This is a genomic window from Sphingopyxis sp., from assembly GCF_965279725.1.
Classification (GTDB): Bacteria; Pseudomonadota; Alphaproteobacteria; order Sphingomonadales; family Sphingomonadaceae; genus Sphingopyxis.
Genome location: NZ_CBDIIL010000001.1, coordinates 864484 through 884899 on the forward strand (window position 1 = coordinate 864484; position 20416 = coordinate 884899).

Genomic DNA, 20416 nt, shown 5'->3' on the forward strand with positions numbered 1-20416 from the left:
GCCACCGCAAAAAGAAAGGGCGGCACCTTGCGGTACCGCCCTTTCTTTTTCGTTCCGTCCCCATCGGGGATGGAAACCGGTCTTACATGCCCGAGTTGGGACCGTAAGTGATTTCCACGCGACGGTTCTGGTCGTTGCGGACGCCATCGGCGGTTGCAACGGCAGGGCGGCTTTCGCCGAAGCCCTGCGCGCTGATCGAGCCATCCGAGATACCGCGAGCGGTCAGATAGCTGCGAACCGCGGTGTTGCGACGTTCCGACAGGCCGACGTTGTACTTGGCCGAGCCCGAGCGATCGGCGTGACCGGCGAGCATGACCTGCGTACCCGTGCAACCACGGTTGTAGGCGCTGATCGCGTTGTCGAGCGTCGAAGCCGCTTCCGGCGTGATGTTCGACTGATCCCAATCGAAGTACACGATGTACGGTCCAGGCTCACACTGCACGACCGGCGGCGGGGGCGGAGGAGGCGGCGGGGGCGGCGGCGGGGGCGGCGGGGGCGGCGGAGCCGGTTCCACCGGCGCCGGAGCACCACCGAAGTTGAACGTCAACGTACCCAGGATCGAGTGCGAACGGAAGCGCGTCGAAACGTCGCGACCAAGCTGATCGACCAGATCGACATTGTCGACGTTGAAGAAGCGATACTTAAGGCCAACGTCGATGCTGTCGCTCAGCGGAGCGCGAACGCCAGCAATTGCCTGCCACGCAAAGCCCGTGTCCGAATCATCGAGGAAGGCACCCGCGAACACAGGTTCGACCGATACGCGAGCCACACCGGCACCGCCGCCGACAAAACCTTGCAGGCCGTCGTCGTCACCAAAGTCAAGCATGCCGTTGACCATGAAGCTCAGGGCATTCGTGTCGCCGTTCAGCGCGGTCGAGCCAGTGAACTGGGTGATAGAAGTACCGGCAGCATTGCCTGGGATACCAGGTGCGGAGATGCGGCCCGACTTGATGTCGGCTTCGCGATAACCGACTTCGACTTCGGCGCGGAAACCACCGAAATCGTAACCAACGGTGCCTTCGAAATCATAACCAGCGCGATGATCGAGCGAAATGGCGCTGTCGGCGGTGCCGATATCCAGATCCAGGTCTTCGATCAGCATTGCGCCGGCGCCCACGCCAACATACCAAGAGTCGTCGCGCGCCAAAGCAGGCGACGCCAGGGCAGTGGAGGCCAACGCCACAGCTACGGCAAGCTTCCTCATAGTAATTCCCCTTTCAAATTGAGATATACGTCTCGGCAGACGTCCTACTCGCCGCTTTGGTTCCGTGCAAGTGAACAAATCGTCAATCTGTTGCTAAAAAGTCGCACTTTTAAAGCCAGCGAGTGGAAATTCAGCCTGAAATCAGAAGGCCATGCGCCTCAAGGTGCAGGATCAACGTCGCAAGGGTGCTACGCGCTTCGACGTCGATTGTCGAGCCGCCAGACGGCGGTCCGATAGTTGCCGGCGCGGCCCATTCTTCGCCGTCGAATCGCAGCCGCGTCCCGTCGGCGACCCGCATCACGGTCGTGCCGGCCCGCGGCGCCACAAATCGCCAGCCACCGACGGTCCAGATCGCGATGGCTTGCGCCTGCCCGCCCCAATCACCCGTAGCGGCTGCACCGACCAGCCAGCATTGCCCCGGTACCGGCGCAACCGGCGGATCGCTCAGCGGCCCTGCCTCCACCGCGGCGTGAACAAGCGCGTCGATCAACGTCAGCGCTTCGTTGTGTGTGACCTCTTTCTGGGCCTGCGCCACGCCCAGCAACGGCAGCGCAAAGCGCGGTGTCATCGGCATTTCGCTCATAGTTTCATCCTTTTATGTAAGCGGCAGCGACAATGGCGGCGACAGTCCAAAGTCGCCGACCTGGCGAATCGCTATCATGGTGCCCGACGGCAGCGCCGCCATAACGGCGGCAGCGATATGCAGCTCCGGGGCTGCGCTTTGCCAAGGCGCAAGTCCGGGGACCGGCGGTGACAGGACGATGCGCCACGCCTCCTGGCTCTCGCCAACCGGCAGATCGACATGGTCGCGCCAGCCCGTGTCGACGCGGCTGCGCCGCCGCCACGAAATGACAACGCCGCCCGCACCGTCGGAAAATGTCCGGCCATGCACGGGCGCCAGCGGCAACATTGCAGCGCCGACCGCCGCAACGGCAATGTCCGTCAAGCCCGTCCCGCCGCGCGGCGCCCACTGCAACCGCGCACCGCCGCTCTCTGCCGCCGCCGCCATCGCTTCGGGCAGCAGCATCGGCGCGCTATCTTCGAGCAACACGAACGGTGTCCCCGCCGCATGGGCGATGGTGCGCGGCGTCCCGGCGCGGCCGCGCAACAAGTGCGACAGCCGCCACACAGCGTCGGCAACCAGCTCGGCGGACCCGAATTGCAGCAGCTCCCCGCCCACCATAGCCCGGTTCGCGCCGCCCAAAAGCGCCGCCGCATCGACCGATTCCAGCATCATGGACGGATTGACCAACCGCACCGTTACGGCATGCGCGTCATCGAACAGATACTCGCTTCCTGGCAACAGCGGCTCCGTCGAATGCCCCAGCGCTGCGGCGGGTCGCACGGTGCCAAGCGCGAGCGGCTCGGCATCGGCGGCGGGAACGAACCAGCAATCGGCGCCGCGCCAGCCATCATTGCTGCCGGCGGCGGCAATCAGGATGCGCGCCGCCGTGGCACCGGGGCTTCCCAAATTGGGCAAGTCGAAGATATGCACCGTTCCGGCGGCATCGGGCCAGTCCGGCGCGCGTACCGGCACGCCCGGCGCGGCGGCAAGGTCCACGGAGGACACCGGCTGATGCCGTTTGAGCTCGAGCAATATGTCGTTCGCGCGCATCTGGCGTCCGGCCAGCCGCCAGGCGCCGCCGTCGGCCAGCGTCACGACATGCCCGACCGGCAGCGCCAACGCCGCCAGATCGGCTTGCCAGATCAACGTCTCGCGCCCATCGGCCGCCGCGGCGGCCAGTCGCTGCGCCAGCGCCCGTGCCGAAGATGCTGGCAATACCGCGGGCAAGTCGACCCGCTCCTCGCGCACCCCGCCGCCCGCAACCGCGCTGGTCTGTTGGCCCAGTTGATAATCGCGTTCAGGCTCATAATGACGCAGCCTGATCGACCCCGGCAGCGACGCCAGCGGCGCGCGTTGCCGCTCGATTACGTCGCGCCCCGTTTCCGCCCGCCGCGCTTCGCAAAAACCATCCAGCATCAGCGGCGCCCCCGCCTGCGCGGCCGGGGCGAGTCGCCATCCGTCCGAAGCACTGGCCATCCGCACGCCATCGACCTCGAACAGCGGCGCCAGCGCGTCGCGCGCCCGGTCGCCCGACGCGGCATAGCCCGCGAACGACCATTCACCCGCGCAGCGTCCGCTCTCGCCGAGCAACGCATTGCCGATCAGTCCGGCATCGACGCTCGCCGCATCGGCCTCGACCTCAAAAGTGAGCGACGGGATCCGGTTGCCGAACGCGCCCAGCTCCAGCTCCTCAAACACCGCATAGCCCAGGCCGCGAAAACCGCTGGCCGATCCCGGCCCAAGCGCTGACGCGATCAGCGGATCAACCGGCTGGTCCTCGCTGCCGTCATGCCAGCGAAATTCGCAGCGCTCCTGAAACGTCCCGCTCGATCCGCGCAGCAGATTGCCGTCGGCCCATATCCGCCGGATCGCGCGAATTGGCCGCGACGACAGCGCCACCGCCAGCGACACCGCATAGCTATATTCGGTCACCGACGGCCGCCCCTTACCGCCGCCGCTTTTGTTGCGCCGCTCGATCAGGTCGGTCGCCCAGATCACGCTGCCCGCGACGCGCATTGTGCCGAACAGCTGCGGGATCTGCTGGCCATAGGTCGATGCCTGGACCTTCAGATCGGCCAGCCTCGGCCCCTCGCGCCCATTGGGCTTGAAAATCGCCGCATCGACCTGCTGACCCAGCGCAGCCCCGATCGCCGCCCCCACCGGTCCGCCGACAATCCCGCCGACCACCGTCAGCACCAGCGTCGCCATCTCTCAATCCTCCTTGGCCAGCTGCCAGCGCGGCGCTGTCAACAGCGCGGCGTCCAGCGGTGATTCGACGACCCGCCGCAGCCCCGCATGGGCGTGGACGCACCGGTCCGGTCCCATCAACACCAGATGAAACTGCTCCGCCGCCAACGCGACCAACGCCACATCACCGCTCTGTGGCGCGCTTACCGCGGGGACAAAGCCAGCACGCCTCAGCGCGTCGGCGATCCGCTGCTGCGACCACCCGCGCAGCGGATAGTCGGTCGGACGAATCAGCCGCCGCCCCGCCGCCGCATAGGCCGCCCACACCAACCCGACACAGTCGAGCCCGGTCGAGGGGTCATATCCCTGCGGCCGGAACCGGACTCCGACCAGCCGTCGGGCGCGGACAAAGGCGCGCGCGCCCCAATCCTGTTTGAACGGCTCAGCCACCGGGATAACGCGTCAGCAGATCATTGCCCGGCAGATGCGCCTCACCGCGAAAATTGATCGCATTGGCAAAGCGGTCGCGGCATGTCGCGAGCTGCTTGTCGCACCCCTCGGTCAATCGAACCCGCACCGCCTCGGTGACGACAAATGCCGGTGCCTCGGCCAGTTGCAACACGGCGCCCATGGCTCCGATCACCGGACTCACCAGCCCACAATTGGCGCCCTCCATCCACTGCAGTTCACCAAACGCCATGTCGGCGACGGGACTGTCGATCGTCACTGCGCGCCCGACGACCGTCAGCACCCGGCGTAGGTGCGTATGCGGCGCCAAGTCGACCCGGCACGCCCGGTCACCCAGCATTGCGCGGCACGACGGCGACGTCGCCGGACAAACCGGCCGGTCAAGCAGCCGCGTCACCCCCTGCAATTCCGCCGCGAACGCCGCCCCGCGCCGCTCGATCGCCCCCAGCGATCCGCGGGCCACCGTTACCGGTGCAACATCAGGCGCCGTCCAGTCGGTCACGAACAATATCAGCTCGGCGCCGTCCCACCGCCCCGCGTCAAGGTCGCGCGCCGCGATCGCATCGCTCGCAATCGCTCCCTCCAAATCCATCGTCGCAGTATCGAGGCTATCGGTCGTCTCGAGCGCCGACGGTTTCATTCCCGGCGCCGCCCGATAGGCGATCCCGCCGATCGTCAGGTCGCGGTCGTGCGAGGTCAGCCCGATTACCACGCCGTCGCGCCGCGCCAGCCGCCAGCACCACGCCAGCGTCACCAGCTCTTCGCGCAGCCAGTCGGGCGCTTCCGTCATCGTCACCACGGCGCCCGCACCTCGACCAGCGGCACATGCGCCAGCTCGCCCGCCAAAAAAGTCGCGCGGCTTGCCTCCAGCCGATCCTCGGCAAAACGCACCGGCACGTCGAACAAAAACCCCGCACGCACCGCCACCCCAGCCGCCGGCGGCGCATCGAACAGCAGCTCACCCTGCGCGGTCACGACGAACGCCACCGTCTCCAGCCCGTCGACCGACGCCCGCACGCTGCCCGCCACCGGTAGCCGGATCGCCCGCACCTGCTCGGCATCTCCCGCGCCATAGCGCTTCACCAGCCCGAACTGCCGCCGAACGCCGTCGCCGGTCCCCAGCATCTGGTCGCCTGCCGTCGGCAGCCCGCCATCCGCCGCCGAGCTGGCATCGAAGGGATCCCGAAAACGAAACGCCCGCGCCGCGCCGCGCCGCCCGCGAAAGAAATCGGTGAGCACTCGCACTGCGGCCTCCGAGCTGATCCCCGGGCCCGCGTCATACCGCATCCGCGCCTCGGCCCATTCGCTCGCGCGCTGTTCATGCCCCGATGGCGAGCTCACGATCTGGGTCGAAAATTCGGTTGCGACCATCGCCTCGCGCCCGATCGCCAGCGGAAAATCCACAGCATCGAAAGCCTGCACGTCATCCTCCCCGTCAAAAGCGACAAAGCCGTCGCGCGCCACCTGCGGCAGCGCCCACACGAACGCCCGCGTCACCCCCGCCCGCCGCGCCGCCGCTGCGGCATCGGCGATCGCCGCCCACTGCCCGCGATCCTCGCGGTTCAGGACAAAGCCCGAAAAATAATGCTGTTCGTGAACGGGATAGCCCAGCCGCGCGACCATCGCCGCGCGGGCAGGCGCCGTTTCGGCGCCCCGCCCCGCAGTCACCCAATCATAATCTTCCAATTGCAGCACATCGAACGCGGGGGCGGCCCATCCGGTCGGCACATTGGCGCGCCGCAATTCGGGCGCCGCGGGATCGAGAACGGTGGGCAGAAAGACCAGCAGGAACGACAGGATTCCGTCCGCTCCCGCCTCGTGCCGCGCCGCGGCGACCAGCGCCGCGGTCGAGGACGCGAGCAGGCTCCCCAATCTATCGAGCATCGCGCGCTGCGGCATTCCCAACGCGCCCCGGACGTCCCCAATCGCGACGCTCGACGAACCCAGCGCCGCGCTCGTCGCCCCATCATAGGCGCAGAGCTTGCCGCCCGCATTCACCCACCACCACGGTTCGCCGACCTGGAATTTTGGCGCCAACCCCGCCTCGCGCCCGATCGCCACAAACGTCCGCGCCACCAGCTGCAAATATCCCATTGCCGCAGCATTGGCAGGCGACAACAAGGTCGACGGCGGCACCCACCCGGTTAGCGCAGGAGCGCCATCGGCATCGCGCTGCTTCCAGTCGTTCCAGCAATAAGCGTCGAACAATTCATACGACAGTGACCAGATCACCCCCAGCCCCGCTTCACCACAGGCCGCGGCCAGGGCGCGGTGCCATTCGCTCGCCGGACGGTTCAGCACCCCGCCCGCCAGGCTGATGTAAAAGCCGCCGCCCAGTGCCTCGAGCCGCATATAATGGCTCATTCCGACATAATGGACGACATCACCGCGATAACCCAATTGCACGATCTGCCGCACCACCCGCGCCGGGGTCAGATGATAGCAATCGTCATACCCATTGGTCATGCCCAGCCCTTGCTCGGGCAACACGACATCGCCGATCGCCAGCACCGAACCCGATCCCGAACAGGCGATCGCGCTCATTTCGGCCCAGCCTTCGACCGGTGCCGCCAGCACCCCTTCGCCGCCGTCGAAACCCGGCGGCACCAGCGAAATGAACATCCGGTCGACATCACCCGCCCATACCCGATCGGCCTCGCCGGGCAGCAGGAAGCCGCCATTCAGCGCGTCGAAATCCAGGCTGATGACCGCGTCCTCGCTTGTCCCGGCCGCATAATTCCACAACCGCACATACCAGGCGCGCGGGACGCCCGCCGCGTCGCGCCCCTCGATCGTCAGCGTCGGCCCGTGCAGCGCGTCGAGCGGCTTGATCCCGCCCGATCGCCAGCGAAATTTCAGCTGCGTGTGCCGGAAATCGCGGCTGGTCTCATAGGCGAGCAGCGGATGATCCCAGCGATCTTCGGCCTCCCAGATCAGCCCTGCCAGATCCTGCTTGCGGTAAAACACCGCCTCGACGCGCAGCACCCGGGGTGTGTTGCTGACGACGCTGGCCATCATCGGCCGGGCAAAATCGACCGTCCAATACCGCGGGTCGAACCGCTTCAACCACCCCTTGCGATGATGCGGCTCGGCCGCCGCTATCAATGCCCAGCCCATCGCATCAGCCTTTCCAGTTTATCACATCAACCCCTCCTCTTCAGGGGAGGGGCAACGGAACTTGCGAGCTTGCTCGCTAGTGAAGTGGGGTGGGGGCCATCGGCCTTGCGCAATGCTGGCAGCCCCCACCCCTTCCCCCTCCCCTGAATGGGAGGGGCTTATGAGAAATACCTGGCTCCCATGCCCTATTCCTCTCCCGCAGCCACCGCGCGCCGCAACGCGCGCGCCAGCTGCCGTCCGGTCTGCGCCAGCCGCTGCGGCTCGCTCCCGGCATCGCCGCGCACATTCACCGTAATTGCGATATTGCGCGCGCCGCCACCTGCCGCCTCGATCCGCCCACTCGCGGTCGGCACGAACAGCTCGGGTCCGCACTCGCCGACACGATAAGCGCGTCCGGCGCTCACCGGCCCGCCCGTCGCGCGTCCCGGCGCCCCCAACAGCGACAGCGCCAGCGCCAACAGCCCACCGCCGCCACCGCTCTGACCGCCTTGGCCACCGCCGCCCAGCGCCGCGCCGATCCCATGCGCAATCGCGGCGCGCGCGATGTCCGCCATGACCGACAGCGCCAGCCGCTTCATATCCTCGAACCCCAGCTTGCCCGACACGATGGCCCGCGACAGCGCGCGCTCGATTGCCCGCCCCGCCTGCTCGGCCTCGGATACCAGTGGCCCGCCCAGCTCGACTCGCAACGCCGCAATGTCGCGCCGGAACGCCCCGGTATCGGCGCGCACCGCGACCACCATCTCGTCAATCTCATCCATCGGGAAATTGCTCCATCAGCGCGGCCAGCGTCGCACCGTCAAACGACGCGTCCGCATCCGCTTCGACCCACCCGCCCAGCGCCGCACGAACATCCGCCGGCGTCGCCGCCCAGAAATCGCCCGGTTGCCACCCGGCGACGCGCGCCATAACCCCCAGCAGTTTGATTGCGACCGGTCCAACGCGCGCCTCACGCTCGCGAGAGGGACCGCGAGACTTGCGAACTCGTTCGCTCGTCGCGGCGGGGTGGGCATCGCCGCGCGCGCCCATCACCATCACCGTCCCGACAATATCTGCCCGAGCAGCACGCGCAGCGCCGGGGTCACCGCCGTCAATCCCTGCGCAACCACGGCCTCGCCGACCGCCTCGCGCGACAGCCCTTCGGGCCGATCCGTCACCAGATGCCAGAACAGGCACGCCAGCTCGCCCAGCCCCAGCCGCCCATCGGCGGCGCGCTCGACCAGCGCGAACAGCGGCCCCAGTTCGCTTTCGGCCGCGACCAGCGCGGCAAAGCTCGGGCGCAGCACATGCACCCGCTCGCCGACCATCAGCTCGGCCTCGCCGCGCAACGCGTTCGCCGCCGCGCTCACAGGCTCACCACCGCGCCGCTCGATTCCAGGTTCAGCGTGTAATTGCGCTCGCCATTATAATCGCCCGCATAGTCCAGCCGCGTCACCAGGAACCGCCCGCGCATCCGCTCACCGCTTTCAAAACTCAGCTCATAATCGTCGATCGTCCCCGCCAGCGCATGGCCGCGCACCCGCACCTCCGCCGCCGATCCGGTAAAAATCCCCGCCGCGCTGACCGACACCGATCGCACTCCGGCGCCGGACAACAGCGCGCGCCAGCCTCCCGAATCCTTGTTCGTGACGTTCACCGCCTCGCCATTCACCGACAATTGCGTGGTGCGCAGCCCGGCGACCGTCTGATAGGTGGGGGGCGCCGCGCCGTTACCGATCTTGAGCAGAAAAGTGCTCCCATTTTCAATTGCCATCGTCTAATCTCCTCGAAAGAAAAACCATCCGAAACCGGGGAGTCGCGGGATGCTGATTACAACATTGCTTTTGGCCGCCATGGCGCCGGCACCGACTGGCGCGGTCGACACGACGCGCGCCGCCTTCACCAAATGCCTGCGCGACGACATGAAAAAGTCACTCGAAGCCAAGGTCGAAGAGGCCGAATATGAAATGGCCGTCAAATCGAACTGCTCGGCCGAACGCGACGCTTTTCGCGCGGCGGTGATCGCCCTTGGCCGCTCGGGCGGCGATTCGGTCGCGGTCGCAACCGAAGACGCCGACATGCAGATCGAGGATTACCACGCCAACTTCACCGACAAGTTCAAGGATTATAAATCCAACAACTCGCTGCCGGGCGATTGATACCGCCGTCGCCCCCGCGCAGGCGGGGGCGATCACCTTATTCGGCCAGACACCGACACCGCACGACCACCTCTTGCCGCCACCCGCCTTCGCGGCCAAAGCCGAACCGCGTCCGCATCACCCGCGCGCTGACGATCGACCACCCGTCCGTCGCCCCGCGCAATGCCGCGACCGCTGCCTCGACCCGCGCCGCCGCCTGGTCATCCAGACTGCTGCCCACGCCAACCAGCGCCAGCGTCAGCCGGACCTCGCGCCCCGCCCGATCCTTGGTTCCCCAATCGACGCCGTCCGCGCCGCCGACTGACACATAAGGCGCGCTCGCCCGCGACGGCGTCCCGTCGAACACTCCATGCACCAGCCCCGCTAGCTCGCTATCGCCCGCCAGCAACGCCAGCGCCCTCGCCCGCACCGCCTGTTCGGCACTGCTCATCGCCCGCCACCCAGACTCAATGTCCGCCACGGCTGCCATAACGCCGCAATCACTGCCGGCGGCGCCGCGTCGGCGCCGTCGCGCGCATCGTATAAATGCTGCGTCATCCGCACGATCCCCTGCCGGATCGCCTCGGGCACGCCCGCGCCATCCTCAGCGAGTCCGGCGCGATAGGTCACCCGCACCCGATCGGCATCGCCGGGGGCGTTGATCGTCAACCGGCCAATACCGTCGGACGCGATCGCCACGCGATACCCGTTGCTATCGGCAACCGTCGCGCCGCCATCAACCGCCAGCAAGGTCACATCCGCGACCGCAACGACGGGCCGCACGGTCAGCCGCACCGTGCCGCCGTCCAGCGGCAGCGTTTCGCTTCCCGACCGCCGCACCAGCCACTGGCCGACAAACGCCTCGCAAATGCTCGTCGCCGCGCGCAGCAATTGCGCGACAACGGCATCGTCGACCGCCGTCCCCATCCGCAACCAGCCGCGCGCCTCGGTCAGGCTCACCGGGGATTCCCCCGGCACCAGGCTCATCGTCATCGCCGTTTCTCCATCAAGAAAAGTCAGCGCCCGGTCCGCCCCGAAAGGGGGTAGGGAGCATGGACCGGGCGCCCATCGCGCCAGCGTCAGATCAGCTGGCGGCGAATTTCATCAGCTTGATGGCCTGCGAATCGATGATCGCTCCGCCGACCCGTTTGGTTGCATAGAAATGCACGAACGGCTTGTTGCTGAACGGATCGCGCAGGATGCGCGTCTCGCCGCGGTCGGCGACCAGATAGCCGGCGCGGAAATTACCGAACGCGATCGACAGGCTGTTCGCCGCGACATCGGGCATGTCCTCGGCCTCGACCACCGGATAGCCAAGCAACGTCGCCGCCTGCCCTTCGACCAACCCCGGCTGCCAGATGAACGCGCCGTCGGTGGTCTTGAACTTGCGGATCCGCGCCAGCGTGTCCGAATTCATCACCCACGTCGCGCCCTGGCGATAGGGCGCGCGCAACGAATGGACCAGCTCGACCAGCTTGTCCTGCGGGTTCGCCGCCGGAAACGCGCCCGCCGTCCCCGTCGCCAGATGCTGCAACGTCCCGAACGCGCGAATGCTGTCGATTTCGTTCGTCGTCGAATAGGTCAGAAACCCCTTCGGCCGGTTGGTGCCATTGCCGTTAACGAACGCCGATCCCTCGGCGACGGCAAACTCGCGGCCCAGCTGCTCAGCCAGCCAGTCCTCGACGTTGAACATCGCATCGTCCAGCATCGCCTGGCTCGCCGCCGGATTGGCGTATAGCTCGCCCGAAGGCGGCACGATCTCGGCAAAGCTGCGCGTCGCCGTCTCGGGCCGCGCCGCGGTCTCGCCGACCCATCCCGCGCCCATCGATCCCGTCGCAATCAGCTTGCGATACCCGCTCGACCCCGTTTGCACGACCGTCGCGATCGACCGGATCGGCGACAAGGATTTCAGCGTCGCCGCGATCGCTCCGTCGATCTCGCGCGGCACCGCAAAACCGCCCTCGCCGCCCGACGCCCCCGACAGGCTCTTCATCTCCACCCCCGCATCAATGCCACGCCGCAGGTACCGCTCGACAAAGGCATCGCGCGCCGGATCAGCTGCCTTGGTCCCGTCGAGCGGCAGGCGCGATGCCGCCACCGTCTGCGCATCGACCTGCGCCCTCAGCGCCGCAACCGACGCCTTCAAATCATCGACCGCCTCGGCCGCCAGCACCGCATCGAACGCCCCATCAAGCGCATCCGCTTTCACTTCGATATCCAATTCCATGCCCGTCACTCCTTCAAAGAATCCACCGCAATCACCCGCGCCGCCGGCTGCATCGGCAGCGCCACCAAACTCACTTCGGCCAGATCGAGCGTCAGCAGCTCGCGAGGATTGCTCCCGCGCGCCGCCATCACCCGATATCCGAACGACAATCCCGTCAGCGCCCCGCGCGCGACCAGCCCCGCCGCCGTGGGGTGCGTCACCCGCGCCACGACACGCAGCCCGCGGCTGTCCTCCCCCAACATCTCGATCGCGCCGATCACCACCCCCGGCCGGTGCTGCCACAACAAAGGCACCGCCCGTCGTTCGCGCAAACTCGCCGCAAAGGCCCCGCTGCGCACCACATCGCCCCCACGATCCACCCGGTCGAACACCGCTGCATAGCCTGCAAACCTGATCCCCCCTCCCGCTTGCGGGAGGGGTTGGGGGTGGGCCGCGACGTTCGCACGCGCCCTCACCGCAGCAACCCCGGCAACCCCAGCTTCACCGCCAGCCCGACGACCAACGCCGCCAGCACCCCGCGCACCGCCCAATCGACCGCCGCCTTCCACGCGCTCGTCTTCGCATCACGCCACGCGCTCAGCAGCTGGCGCAGATCGCCGACATCCTCACGCGCCGCCTCGTCGGCCAGCCCCAGCCGCGCCAAAGCCCGGCGGGCGCCCAACTCGCTCGCCTCCTCGACCACCGCGCGCAGCAACGCCGCATCGGGCGCGCTTGTCCCCGCCAGCGCGATCAACCGCGCCAGCGCTTCTTCTTCGTCCATGTCGATTTTCCTTTCGTCATCCCGGACTCGTCATCCCGGACTTGATCCGGGGGCCGGGATCCACCGCGGCGCGGAAGTCATGGACCCGGCTTAAAGGCCGGGGTGACGATGCGGGCTAGCTAAGCCCCAACAGCGCCTTCTTCTCATCCGCGCTCAGCCAGTCCGCCGCCGACACCTCGTGCCACAACGCCATCCGGTCCTCGGCCAGCGCCGGCACCTTGTCCAAATCCACGCGCAACTCAGCCCCCTCGAACCACCCGCGCAGCCCCTGCGCGATGCCGCCCAAAATCTTTCCTACCAACGGCAAAACCGTCAGTCGCCACAGCGCCCGGTTCGCCTCGCGATAATTGGCATAGGTCGCATCCCCCGGCAGCCCGAGCAGCATCGGCGGCACCCCGAACGCTTGTCCAATCTCGCGCGCGCTCGACTCCTTCAACGCCAGGAAATCCATCTCGGCGGGCGACAGCGATAGCGCCTGCCAGCGCAATCCGCCCTCCAGCAGCAACGGCCGCCCGGCATTCGCCCCGCCCGCAAAGCTCTCCGCCAGCTCCTCGCGCAGCCGCTCGACCTGATCCACCGACAACGGCATCCCCTTGTCGCCCGGATCATGCACCAGCGCGCCCGACGGCCGAGCCGCATTGTCCAGCAGCGCGCGGTTCCACGCCGCCGCCGCATTATGCGCCGCGATCGCGCCAGATGCGGCGCCCAAACATCCCGCACCATAATGATCGTCCAGCGGATGCAGCGCCTTCACATGCACCACCGCGGTCCGCCCGGCGCCATCCTCGGCGGGCAGCACCACCGCCGATCCGCCCGCCTTGTACCGATAGGCGACCGGCCACCCGCGCCCATCGGCCTCGACCGTCACCCGCTCGGGGCGCAGCGCAAACAGCTCGATCGGCGCCCCCGCGCCGTCGGCCAAAATCTGCACATAACCATTGCCGTGCAGCAACAACTGCGACGCCAGCGTCTCGACCAGCCCCTGCCCGCCCGACGTCCCCGCAATCAGCGCCGCCAGCGCCGGATCGCTCGCCACCACCGGCGCCATCCCTGCCGCCTCGGCGACCAATTTCACGCTGCGCTGGACAATCGCATTGCCCAGATAGCCGCTGCGCAACTGCGCCTCATACGACAAGGGCGCGGGCGCCGACCCCATCATCCCATAAGTCCCATACACCCGCGACAAAGCAGGCCGCGCAGCCCCCTGCGCAGCCTTCCGGCCAAACCAGTTCATGATGTTCTCCAAAAGAAAGCCCCGCGGAGGCGGGGCTAATGTTCCTCAATCGAGAAACTTAGCTGGCTAGGCCAAGCGTTTTCAGCCGGATTTCCATCGCTGCCTTGGATACACCAAAGCCCGTCGCCAGTTCGGCAACGCTTGGTTTCTCGATGAATTTTTCGCGAACAAGCTTTCCGGGCATCACGATTTGCGCCGCCAGACGGTTGGCCTGGACTTCATGTTCACGGGTAAAGGGCGACGCGGGATTTTCTTCCGGCGCTCCATACAGCCAATCTTTGTGGCGATTCATTCTAGCGCCATCGATCTGCATGAGATCTCGGTGCAGAAGATAATGCGCCAACTCATGCGCGGCGCTGAAGTGGCGACGCGCAGCGCCCTCGGTCGAATTGACCACGACGCTAAAGCGGTCGCCGACACGCTCGATCCATGCGGACTCGCCGGAACTGAGCGGGCGCTCATAATAATCAATGCCCAGATCAGCGAAAATGGCCTTCAGGTTTACCGGCGCGGTTCCAAGATGCCGGGCAACAGTCTGCATTTCATTTTCCATCGTCGCCCTCCTTTCCGGCGTCGCCTGTAGCGCTCACGATATCGCTCAGATCGATATCGGATATAGTGTCCCGCGGCACGTTCTGCAAACTGTCCTGAACCTCTCGCAAGATGATCGGCGGTGCAATTTTTTGCACTTCAGCCTCCGCAACCTCTTGCGCCTTCTCGATCGTGAGCGCGCGCAGCGCCCAAAATCCATAGAGCGCAGCTATCCCAAACAGCGTTTGAAATACAGTTAGAGAGACAGCGATATGGTCGAAATCCGGCTTTCCGTTCTGGCCCCAAAGCAACAACAGAGCAGCGGTATCAATGATAAGGACAACCATCAGGATCAAAAGCAGGTATCCCTGCTGTTCGACCGTCTTTTCGAGCTTTCTTATTCTTGCTTCCACAAGATCCTCCCTATCTTTCAGATGGCTAGGCCGGATCCCTAATGGGTGTCAATTGCAGGCGCCATGACTAGCTCAACATCAAGAGCCTAGACTCGCCGAACCCCCACAACCCGCCCCATCCGCAACCCCTCCAGCAACGCCGCCAGCGCCCAAACACACGCATCCGCCCGATCCGGCGAGCGCCCCGGCCCCGCATAGCCCCCGCCGATCTGCAACCCGCACAGCTGGTCCTCCAGCTCCGCGAACGCCCCGGCATGCACCACCTGCCCGCGCTCATAAGCCAGCGCCACCGGCTCCGCCCGCCGCGCCTTGCCGACGCTCGCATGCACCGCGCGCACCGGCAGCCGGGCATCGGCCTGCGCCAGCGTCGCGGCGACCATCTCGCCGCCCATATTGCTCTCGGCCACCACCCGCTCGGCGCGCCAGCGCGCTGCCGCCGCCGCGACCGCCTGCGCCCACACCCACGGCGCCGCGCGCTCGACGCTCGCATCCTCGACCACCGCCAGCCGCCCGTCGCGCAGCAAAGCCGCCACCACGATCCCGCACGCATCGCCCTGCGCGCTCGCCGGCGGATCGACCCCGATCACCACCCGCGCCAGCTTGCCGACTTCCTCAGCATCGACCCGGCACCGCTCGATCAATTCCCGCGTCCACAGCGCGCCCTCGACATCCTCGAGCAGCTCACCGTCCAGCTCTTGTCGCCCCAGCCGCGTCCCGTCGTAAATCGCCCCCATCGTCGCCAGCCAGCGCGGCGACAGGTTCAGCCGGTTGCTGTCGGTCGCGCCGCGCGTCACCTGCACGCCCTTTTCCTTCATCAACCGCCGCACCAGCGGCACCCCGCGCGGGGTCGTCGTGGCGACGACCTGCGGCTGCGCGCCGATCCGCATCGTCAGCATCAGATTGTCCCACGCCGCCTCGCCCTGCGGCCATTTGGCGATTTCGTCGCACCACGCCGCTTCATGTTCGGGGCCGCGCAAACTGTCGGGTTCCGCCGCCGAATAGAGCGTCGCGACCGCCCCGTTCGGCCAGGTCAGCCGCCGCAAACTGCTCTCATAATCGGGCCGCAGCGCATCCGGCGCGATCGCCAGTAAACCGCTCTCGCCCTCGACCATCACCTGCCGCGCCTCGTGCAGCGACGCCGCGACCAGCGCGATCCGCGCCCCCGGCGTCGCTTCCGCAAAGGCACGCACCCACTCGGCGCCGGTACGCGTCTTGCCAAACCCGCGTCCCGCCAGCAGCATCCACACATGCCAGTCGCCCGCGGGCGGGCATTGATCGTCGCGCTGCCACCAGACCCAGTTGGTCAACAGCCTTTCCGGCGTGGCATCGCGAAGTCTGTTCGCCCACGCGGCATATTTTTTGGGCGTCATGCCACGCACTTCCGCAAAACTTTTCAAGTTGCTTCATCCGCTTCGACGCTCTCGGCTGCCGCCTGCGCGCGGATTGCATCAAGTTTCGCGAGCAATCGCGCCTTCGCGCTCCCCTGCGTCGCGGCAACGCCGCCGCCGGGCAGCTTCGCCCCGCGCACCGACGCGCGATGCGCCGCCAGCAATGCCAGCCCCAGCCGATATTTCTGCGCCCGCGATTTCAGCGTCGCATCCTTCACATTGCCGCTCGGCGCTACCAGCGCCTCCGACAATAGTTCAGCCTCCAGCCGCGCAAAGCCTTCGCACAGCGCTTCGTGCCAGCGCGCCGCAAACCCGGCATTGCGCCGCCGCTCGCGGTACATCGCATTGCCCGACACCCCCGCCGCCCGCGCCGACGCGGCGACGTTCGACGTCTCCGCCAGCGCTTCTAGGAAGCTGCTCAACTGACCGCGGGTGGGACGCGCCGCACGCCCGTCGCTCGCACCCTTTGCCTTCCACGCCATCGATCGCGTCTCCCCAAACGCCAGTCGGGCCGGAACAGCCTCCCGCAACACGGAAGGCTACCGGCCCGACTCGCAATTCTTCATGATGTGACACTTGTGCCATATCAGCGTGACGATGTCAAGTGAAATAACCTATATGGTTATTTTATCCAATCTGGAACGTGGCGACTTACTCGCTCTCGCCGCCCGCCAGATCGCGCGCAACCTTTGGATCGCGCAGCAATTTTTCGATATGGCTCGCCTCGTCAAAGCTCTCGTCCGACAGGAATTTCAGCTTCGCGGCATATTTCATCGCCATCCGTTCGGCGACGCTTTTTTGCAACCAGGCGGTGTTGGTACGCAGCGCTTTCAGCACCGCCTCCTCCTCCTTGCCGAGCAGCGACTTCACGAACACCGTCGCGTGGCGCAGGTCCGACGACATGCGGACTTCGGTCACGCTCACTGGATGCTTGGTCAGCAAATCGTCATGCACGTCGCCGCGCGCCAGGATGTCCGACAGGATGTGGCGCACCTGTTCGCCAACGCGCAGTGCGCGGACCGTCGGGCCTTTGGTGTCTGCCGTTTTCATGGCTTACGCTTTCTCCAACTGGTCGAGCTTGTCGATGATCCGGGCGATCGAGCGCATGTTGCGCGCCGTGCCCTTATGTTCCAAATGGCGTTCGATCACCCGCGCGGTCAATTTGCTGTCCGCCACGCCGTCCCCATAATCGAGGTAAAGCGCCCGGTCGCCCAGCGCGAGGCGCTCATTCGGCTTGATCCACTTGTCGCTCGCCAGCGCAGCGAACTGATCCGGCGTTGGCTGTCCGTCGAGGAACATGGTGTGGACGAACTTGTCCTCATTAGTCCCGGCGAACGGATTGTCGGCGATTGCGGCGGCCAACTCTTCGCGGCTGCGCACCAAAGCTGCGCAGCGCATATCGAACCGGTCATCGACCATCAGCGTCAGCTTTTCTTCCAGCCCGCGCGTCGGCCGCGCGGGGTGCGAGAAGATGACGTTGCCGCTGGCCACGACGGTCTCGACGTCAGCAAACCCCTCGGCCTCGAACGCCGCGCGCAGGTCGGCCATGGTCAGCCGATTGCCACCGACATTGATGCTGCCGAACAGCGCGACGTAGCGAGCCATGCTGGCGCCTCCTGATCCGCGCGAAGCGGACGCCTGTTACAGCGTCCGGTCGCGCATTTCGACTTCGAAGACTTCGAGGTTGTCGCCCGCCTTGATGTCGTTGGTATCCGACAGCACCACGCCGCACTCCAGTCCGGCGCGCACTTCGGCAACGTCGTCCTTGAACCGGCGCAGCGACGCGATCGTTGTTGCCGACACGATGACGTCGTCGCGGGTAAGACGCGCGTGCAGTCCCTTGCGGATGACGCCTTCGAGCACGAGCAGGCCCGCGGCCTTGTCGCGCTTGCCGGCCGGGAACACATCCTTGACCTCGGCGCGGCCGACGACGGTTTCGATCCGCTCCGGACCCAGCTCGCCCGCCATTTCCTTACGGATTTCGTCGGTCAGGTGATAGATGACATCATGATACATGAAGCGCACTTTTTCGCGCTTCGCGATCTCGCGCGCCTTGGGGTTCGGACGGACATTAAAGCCGATGATCGGCGCATTGGTCGCCGCCGCCAGCGTCACGTCGCTTTCGGTGATCGCCCCGGCGCCCGACTGGAGCACGCGGACGCGGATTTCGTCGGTCGACAGTTTGTTCAGCGCATTGACGATCGCTTCGACCGACCCCTGCACATCGCCCTTGATGATCACCGGGAACTGGATGACGTTGGCCTTGTCGGCCAGCGCTTCGAACATGCCTTCCAAACTGACCGGCGCCTGGACGGTGCGCTTCTTGAGTGCCTCGCCATGACGATAGGCCGCGACTTCGCGGGCGCGCGCTTCATTCTCGACGACGGTGAGCGTGTCGCCCGCCATCGGAACGCCGCCCAGACCCAGCACTTCGACCGGCATCGACGGGGTGGCCGACTTGATCTGCTTGCCCTGGTCGTCGATCAGCGCGCGGACGCGGCCGCTTTCGGCGCCGCAGACAAAGATGTCGCCGACCTTCAGCGTCCCGCGGCGGACGAGGATCGTCGCCACCGGACCACGGCCCTTGTCCAGCTTCGCCTCGACCACAGTGCCTTCGGCGGCGCGGTCGGGGTTCGCTTTCAACTCCATGATTTCGGCCTGCACCGCGATCGCTTCGAGCAGCTTGTCGAGGCCGGTCTTTTTCAGCGCCGACACTTCGACATTCTGCACGTCGCCGCCCATTTCCTCGACGACCAGCTCATGTTCGAGCAGGCGTTCGCGGACGCGCTGGGCGTTGGCGCCTTCCTTGTCGATCTTGTTGATCGCGACAATGATCGGGACGCCGGCCGCCTTCGCATGGGCAATCGCCTCGATCGACTGGGGCTTCAGCCCGTCGTCGGCTGCCACCACCAGGATGACGATGTCGGTGACGTTGGCACCGCGCTGACGCATCTCGGTAAAGGCTTCGTGGCCCGGCGTATCAAGGAAGGTGACGAGCGACCCGTCGGGGGTCTTCACCTGATAGGCGCCGATATGCTGGGTGATGCCGCCGGCTTCGCCCGCCACGACATTCGCCCCACGCAGCGCGTCGAGCAGCGACGTCTTGCCATGATCGACATGGCCCATGATCGTGACCACCGGGGCGCGCGGCTTCAAATGCTCGGCGTCGTCGACGTCCTCGTCGTGACGGATATCGACATCGCCTTCGCTGACGCGTTTCACTTCATGACCGAACTCGGTGACGAGCAATTCGGCGGTGTCCTGATCGATCGTGTCGGTGCTGGCCGACGGGACGCCCATCTTGAACAGCGCCTTGACCAGGTCGCTGGTCTTTTCGGCCATGCGGTTGGCCAGATCCTGGACCGTGATGCTTTCGGGTACGACGACTTCGCGGATCTGCTTTTCGCGCGGACCCGACGAAGCGGTGTGCGAACGCTTTTCCTTTTCGCGGGCACGTTTCAGCGCCGCAAGGCTGCGCGCACGCGCGCCTTCATCTTCGTTCAGCGCGCGGGTAACCGTCAGCTTGCCGGATTGGCGACGACTGTCGCCGCCACGGGCGACCTTGGGGTCAGGGCGCTTGGGTTCGGGGCGCTTCGGCGCCTCGACCGGGGTAAAGCGGCGCGGCGACGGGGCGGCGCTGGTGGTGGCGCGCGGCGCGGGCGTCGGCGCCGGGGCGGCTTCGCCCTGCGGTTCAGCGGCGGTGGGCGCTTCGGCGGCGGGCTCAGCTGCGACGGGCGCAACTGCAGGCGCTGCTTCGGCTTGCTTGGCCGCGGCCTGCTCGCCACGCTGCTTTTCTTCCTCAACGGCGCGGGCACGCGCGGCTTCGTCGCGGCGACGATTGTCCTCCAGCGCGTTCATGCGCGATTCTTCGGCTTCGCGCAGCAGCTGCGACTGAAGTTCCTGACGCGACATCAGGCTCTCGTTTTCGCTGGCGCGCTTCGGCGCGGCGGGCGCCGCCGGGGGCGGCGTCGGGGCGGGCGCAGGCGCCGGGGCGACCTCGACCTCTTCGACCACGGGTTCAGGCGCAGCTTCGCCCGGACGGCCGAGCACACGGCGACGCTTCACCTCGACCACCACCGTATTGCGGCGGCCGTGGCTGAATTGCTGCTGCACCTGTCCGGCCTCGACCGTCCGCTTCAGCCCCAGGGGCTTGCGGGTCAGGGTCGGTTTGTCCTGTTCGTCACTCATCGAAACTCATCATTCCT

At 66.7% G+C, this 20416-nt stretch carries 24 protein-coding genes; 1 reads left to right on the top strand and 23 read right to left on the bottom strand.

The window, feature by feature from the left end; all coding sequences use genetic code 11:
• Positions 1–82: 82 nt before the first annotated feature.
• The 10 genes from ACQY6T_RS04045 to ACQY6T_RS04090 all read right to left on the bottom strand — a co-directional run bounded on the left by ACQY6T_RS04045 (position 83) and on the right by ACQY6T_RS04090 (position 9294).
• Positions 83–1204 (bottom strand): OmpA family protein, encoded by a 1122-nt coding sequence (locus ACQY6T_RS04045; RefSeq protein ID WP_428628673.1) that lies wholly within the window; start codon positions 1202–1204, stop codon positions 83–85.
• 130 nt (positions 1205–1334) lie between these two features.
• Entirely contained in the window at positions 1335–1787 is a 453-nt protein-coding gene (locus ACQY6T_RS04050; protein ID WP_428628675.1) for a DUF2793 domain-containing protein, read from the bottom strand.
• Between the two features lie 12 nt (positions 1788–1799).
• Positions 1800–3977 (bottom strand): phage tail protein, encoded by a 2178-nt coding sequence (locus ACQY6T_RS04055; RefSeq protein WP_428628677.1) that lies wholly within the window; start codon positions 3975–3977, stop codon positions 1800–1802.
• A gap of 3 nt (positions 3978–3980) precedes the next feature.
• A complete protein-coding gene (locus tag ACQY6T_RS04060; RefSeq protein WP_428628679.1) occupies positions 3981–4406 on the bottom strand; it encodes a peptidoglycan endopeptidase in 426 nt (141 codons plus the stop codon).
• Positions 4399–5214, bottom strand: coding sequence for a DUF2163 domain-containing protein (locus ACQY6T_RS04065; protein WP_428628849.1), 816 nt, complete (start codon positions 5212–5214; stop codon positions 4399–4401). The genes ACQY6T_RS04060 and ACQY6T_RS04065 overlap by 8 nt, the downstream gene beginning before the upstream one ends.
• Before the next feature lie 2 nt (positions 5215–5216).
• Entirely contained in the window at positions 5217–7541 is a 2325-nt protein-coding gene (locus ACQY6T_RS04070; protein WP_428628682.1) for a DUF2460 domain-containing protein, read from the bottom strand.
• Between the two features lie 185 nt (positions 7542–7726).
• Positions 7727–8302: a tail tape measure protein gene (locus ACQY6T_RS04075; protein WP_428628683.1), complete on the bottom strand. Its 576-nt coding sequence runs from the start codon at positions 8300–8302 to the stop codon at positions 7727–7729.
• Positions 8295–8576 carry a phage tail assembly chaperone gene (locus ACQY6T_RS04080; RefSeq protein WP_428628850.1) on the bottom strand — a complete coding sequence of 94 codons (282 nt, stop codon included), beginning with the start codon at positions 8574–8576 and terminating at the stop codon, positions 8295–8297. The genes ACQY6T_RS04075 and ACQY6T_RS04080 overlap by 8 nt, the downstream gene beginning before the upstream one ends.
• Positions 8576–8890, bottom strand: coding sequence for a gene transfer agent family protein (locus tag ACQY6T_RS04085; RefSeq protein ID WP_428628686.1), 315 nt, complete (start codon positions 8888–8890; stop codon positions 8576–8578). Before ACQY6T_RS04085 ends, ACQY6T_RS04080 begins: the two co-directional genes overlap by 1 nt.
• Complete coding sequence (locus tag ACQY6T_RS04090) at positions 8887–9294, bottom strand: phage major tail protein, TP901-1 family (protein ID WP_428628689.1); 408 nt, start codon at positions 9292–9294, stop codon at positions 8887–8889. Before ACQY6T_RS04090 ends, ACQY6T_RS04085 begins: the two co-directional genes overlap by 4 nt.
• 49 nt (positions 9295–9343) lie before the next feature.
• Here ACQY6T_RS04090 and ACQY6T_RS04095 point away from each other — a divergent pair, with 49 nt between their 5' ends.
• A complete protein-coding gene (locus ACQY6T_RS04095; RefSeq protein ID WP_428628690.1) occupies positions 9344–9679 on the top strand; it encodes a hypothetical protein in 336 nt (111 codons plus the stop codon).
• A gap of 37 nt (positions 9680–9716) precedes the next feature.
• Here the strand turns inward: ACQY6T_RS04095 and gp17 are convergent, their stop codons facing one another.
• From gp17 to infB, 13 genes are all read right to left on the bottom strand, one after another.
• Positions 9717–10109 carry a tail completion protein gp17 gene (gene gp17, locus ACQY6T_RS04100; protein WP_428628692.1) on the bottom strand — a complete coding sequence of 131 codons (393 nt, stop codon included), beginning with the start codon at positions 10107–10109 and terminating at the stop codon, positions 9717–9719.
• Positions 10106–10651 carry a head-tail connector protein gene (locus tag ACQY6T_RS04105; protein ID WP_428628695.1) on the bottom strand — a complete coding sequence of 182 codons (546 nt, stop codon included), beginning with the start codon at positions 10649–10651 and terminating at the stop codon, positions 10106–10108. Before ACQY6T_RS04105 ends, gp17 begins: the two co-directional genes overlap by 4 nt.
• Positions 10652–10742: 91 nt before the next feature.
• Complete coding sequence (locus tag ACQY6T_RS04110; protein WP_428628698.1) at positions 10743–11885, bottom strand: phage major capsid protein; 1143 nt, start codon at positions 11883–11885, stop codon at positions 10743–10745.
• Positions 11886–11890: 5 nt separating this feature from the next.
• A complete protein-coding gene (locus tag ACQY6T_RS04115; protein ID WP_428628701.1) occupies positions 11891–12256 on the bottom strand; it encodes an HK97 family phage prohead protease in 366 nt (121 codons plus the stop codon).
• A gap of 80 nt (positions 12257–12336) precedes the next feature.
• A complete protein-coding gene (locus tag ACQY6T_RS04120) occupies positions 12337–12645 on the bottom strand; it encodes a DUF6127 family protein (protein WP_428628704.1) in 309 nt (102 codons plus the stop codon).
• A gap of 115 nt (positions 12646–12760) precedes the next feature.
• Entirely contained in the window at positions 12761–13879 is a 1119-nt protein-coding gene (locus ACQY6T_RS04125; protein ID WP_428628706.1) for a phage portal protein, read from the bottom strand.
• A 58-nt stretch (positions 13880–13937) separates the two neighbouring features.
• Positions 13938–14432 (bottom strand): ImmA/IrrE family metallo-endopeptidase, encoded by a 495-nt coding sequence (locus tag ACQY6T_RS04130; protein ID WP_428628709.1) that lies wholly within the window; start codon positions 14430–14432, stop codon positions 13938–13940.
• The gene (locus ACQY6T_RS04135; protein ID WP_428628711.1) at positions 14422–14823 is read right to left on the bottom strand and encodes a hypothetical protein; all 402 of its coding nucleotides are present in this window, start codon (positions 14821–14823) and stop codon (positions 14422–14424) included. Before ACQY6T_RS04135 ends, ACQY6T_RS04130 begins: the two co-directional genes overlap by 11 nt.
• A gap of 86 nt (positions 14824–14909) precedes the next feature.
• Positions 14910–16193 (bottom strand): DNA-packaging protein, encoded by a 1284-nt coding sequence (locus ACQY6T_RS04140; protein ID WP_428628713.1) that lies wholly within the window; start codon positions 16191–16193, stop codon positions 14910–14912.
• 23 nt (positions 16194–16216) lie between these two features.
• Positions 16217–16693: a hypothetical protein gene (locus ACQY6T_RS04145; RefSeq protein ID WP_428628715.1), complete on the bottom strand. Its 477-nt coding sequence runs from the start codon at positions 16691–16693 to the stop codon at positions 16217–16219.
• A 169-nt stretch (positions 16694–16862) separates the two neighbouring features.
• Positions 16863–17261, bottom strand: coding sequence for a 30S ribosome-binding factor RbfA (gene rbfA, locus ACQY6T_RS04150; RefSeq protein ID WP_428628716.1), 399 nt, complete (start codon positions 17259–17261; stop codon positions 16863–16865).
• Between the two features lie 3 nt (positions 17262–17264).
• Positions 17265–17816 carry a DUF1697 domain-containing protein gene (locus ACQY6T_RS04155; protein ID WP_428628719.1) on the bottom strand — a complete coding sequence of 184 codons (552 nt, stop codon included), beginning with the start codon at positions 17814–17816 and terminating at the stop codon, positions 17265–17267.
• Positions 17817–17852: 36 nt separating this feature from the next.
• The gene (gene infB / locus ACQY6T_RS04160; protein WP_428628721.1) at positions 17853–20399 is read right to left on the bottom strand and encodes a translation initiation factor IF-2; all 2547 of its coding nucleotides are present in this window, start codon (positions 20397–20399) and stop codon (positions 17853–17855) included.
• Positions 20400–20416 lie beyond the last annotated feature (17 nt).

Excerpts from the sequence above, each read along its gene's own strand:
- rbfA (WP_428628716.1), bottom strand. The coding sequence starts at position 17,261 with ATGAAAACGGCAGACACCAAAGGCCCGACGGTCCGCGCACTGCGCGTT.
- ACQY6T_RS04145 (WP_428628715.1), bottom strand. The coding sequence starts at position 16,693 with ATGGCGTGGAAGGCAAAGGGTGCGAGCGACGGGCGTGCGGCGCGTCCC.
- ACQY6T_RS04075 (WP_428628683.1), bottom strand. The coding sequence starts at position 8,302 with ATGGATGAGATTGACGAGATGGTGGTCGCGGTGCGCGCCGATACCGGG.
- infB (WP_428628721.1), bottom strand. The coding sequence starts at position 20,399 with ATGAGTGACGAACAGGACAAACCGACCCTGACCCGCAAGCCCCTGGGG.
- ACQY6T_RS04110 (WP_428628698.1), bottom strand. The coding sequence starts at position 11,885 with ATGGAATTGGATATCGAAGTGAAAGCGGATGCGCTTGATGGGGCGTTC.
- ACQY6T_RS04095 (WP_428628690.1), top strand. The coding sequence starts at position 9,344 with ATGCTGATTACAACATTGCTTTTGGCCGCCATGGCGCCGGCACCGACT.
- ACQY6T_RS04125 (WP_428628706.1), bottom strand. The coding sequence starts at position 13,879 with ATGAACTGGTTTGGCCGGAAGGCTGCGCAGGGGGCTGCGCGGCCTGCT.
- ACQY6T_RS04055 (WP_428628677.1), bottom strand. The coding sequence starts at position 3,977 with ATGGCGACGCTGGTGCTGACGGTGGTCGGCGGGATTGTCGGCGGACCG.
- ACQY6T_RS04045 (WP_428628673.1), bottom strand. The coding sequence starts at position 1,204 with ATGAGGAAGCTTGCCGTAGCTGTGGCGTTGGCCTCCACTGCCCTGGCG.
- ACQY6T_RS04120 (WP_428628704.1), bottom strand. The coding sequence starts at position 12,645 with ATGGACGAAGAAGAAGCGCTGGCGCGGTTGATCGCGCTGGCGGGGACA.
- ACQY6T_RS04105 (WP_428628695.1), bottom strand. The coding sequence starts at position 10,651 with ATGACGATGAGCCTGGTGCCGGGGGAATCCCCGGTGAGCCTGACCGAG.
- ACQY6T_RS04130 (WP_428628709.1), bottom strand. The coding sequence starts at position 14,432 with ATGGAAAATGAAATGCAGACTGTTGCCCGGCATCTTGGAACCGCGCCG.
- ACQY6T_RS04140 (WP_428628713.1), bottom strand. The coding sequence starts at position 16,193 with ATGACGCCCAAAAAATATGCCGCGTGGGCGAACAGACTTCGCGATGCC.
- gp17 (WP_428628692.1), bottom strand. The coding sequence starts at position 10,109 with ATGAGCAGTGCCGAACAGGCGGTGCGGGCGAGGGCGCTGGCGTTGCTG.
- ACQY6T_RS04065 (WP_428628849.1), bottom strand. The coding sequence starts at position 5,214 with ATGACGGAAGCGCCCGACTGGCTGCGCGAAGAGCTGGTGACGCTGGCG.
- ACQY6T_RS04090 (WP_428628689.1), bottom strand. The coding sequence starts at position 9,294 with ATGGCAATTGAAAATGGGAGCACTTTTCTGCTCAAGATCGGTAACGGC.
- ACQY6T_RS04050 (WP_428628675.1), bottom strand. The coding sequence starts at position 1,787 with ATGAGCGAAATGCCGATGACACCGCGCTTTGCGCTGCCGTTGCTGGGC.
- ACQY6T_RS04080 (WP_428628850.1), bottom strand. The coding sequence starts at position 8,576 with ATGGTGATGGGCGCGCGCGGCGATGCCCACCCCGCCGCGACGAGCGAA.
- ACQY6T_RS04070 (WP_428628682.1), bottom strand. The coding sequence starts at position 7,541 with ATGGGCTGGGCATTGATAGCGGCGGCCGAGCCGCATCATCGCAAGGGG.
- ACQY6T_RS04155 (WP_428628719.1), bottom strand. The coding sequence starts at position 17,816 with ATGGCTCGCTACGTCGCGCTGTTCGGCAGCATCAATGTCGGTGGCAAT.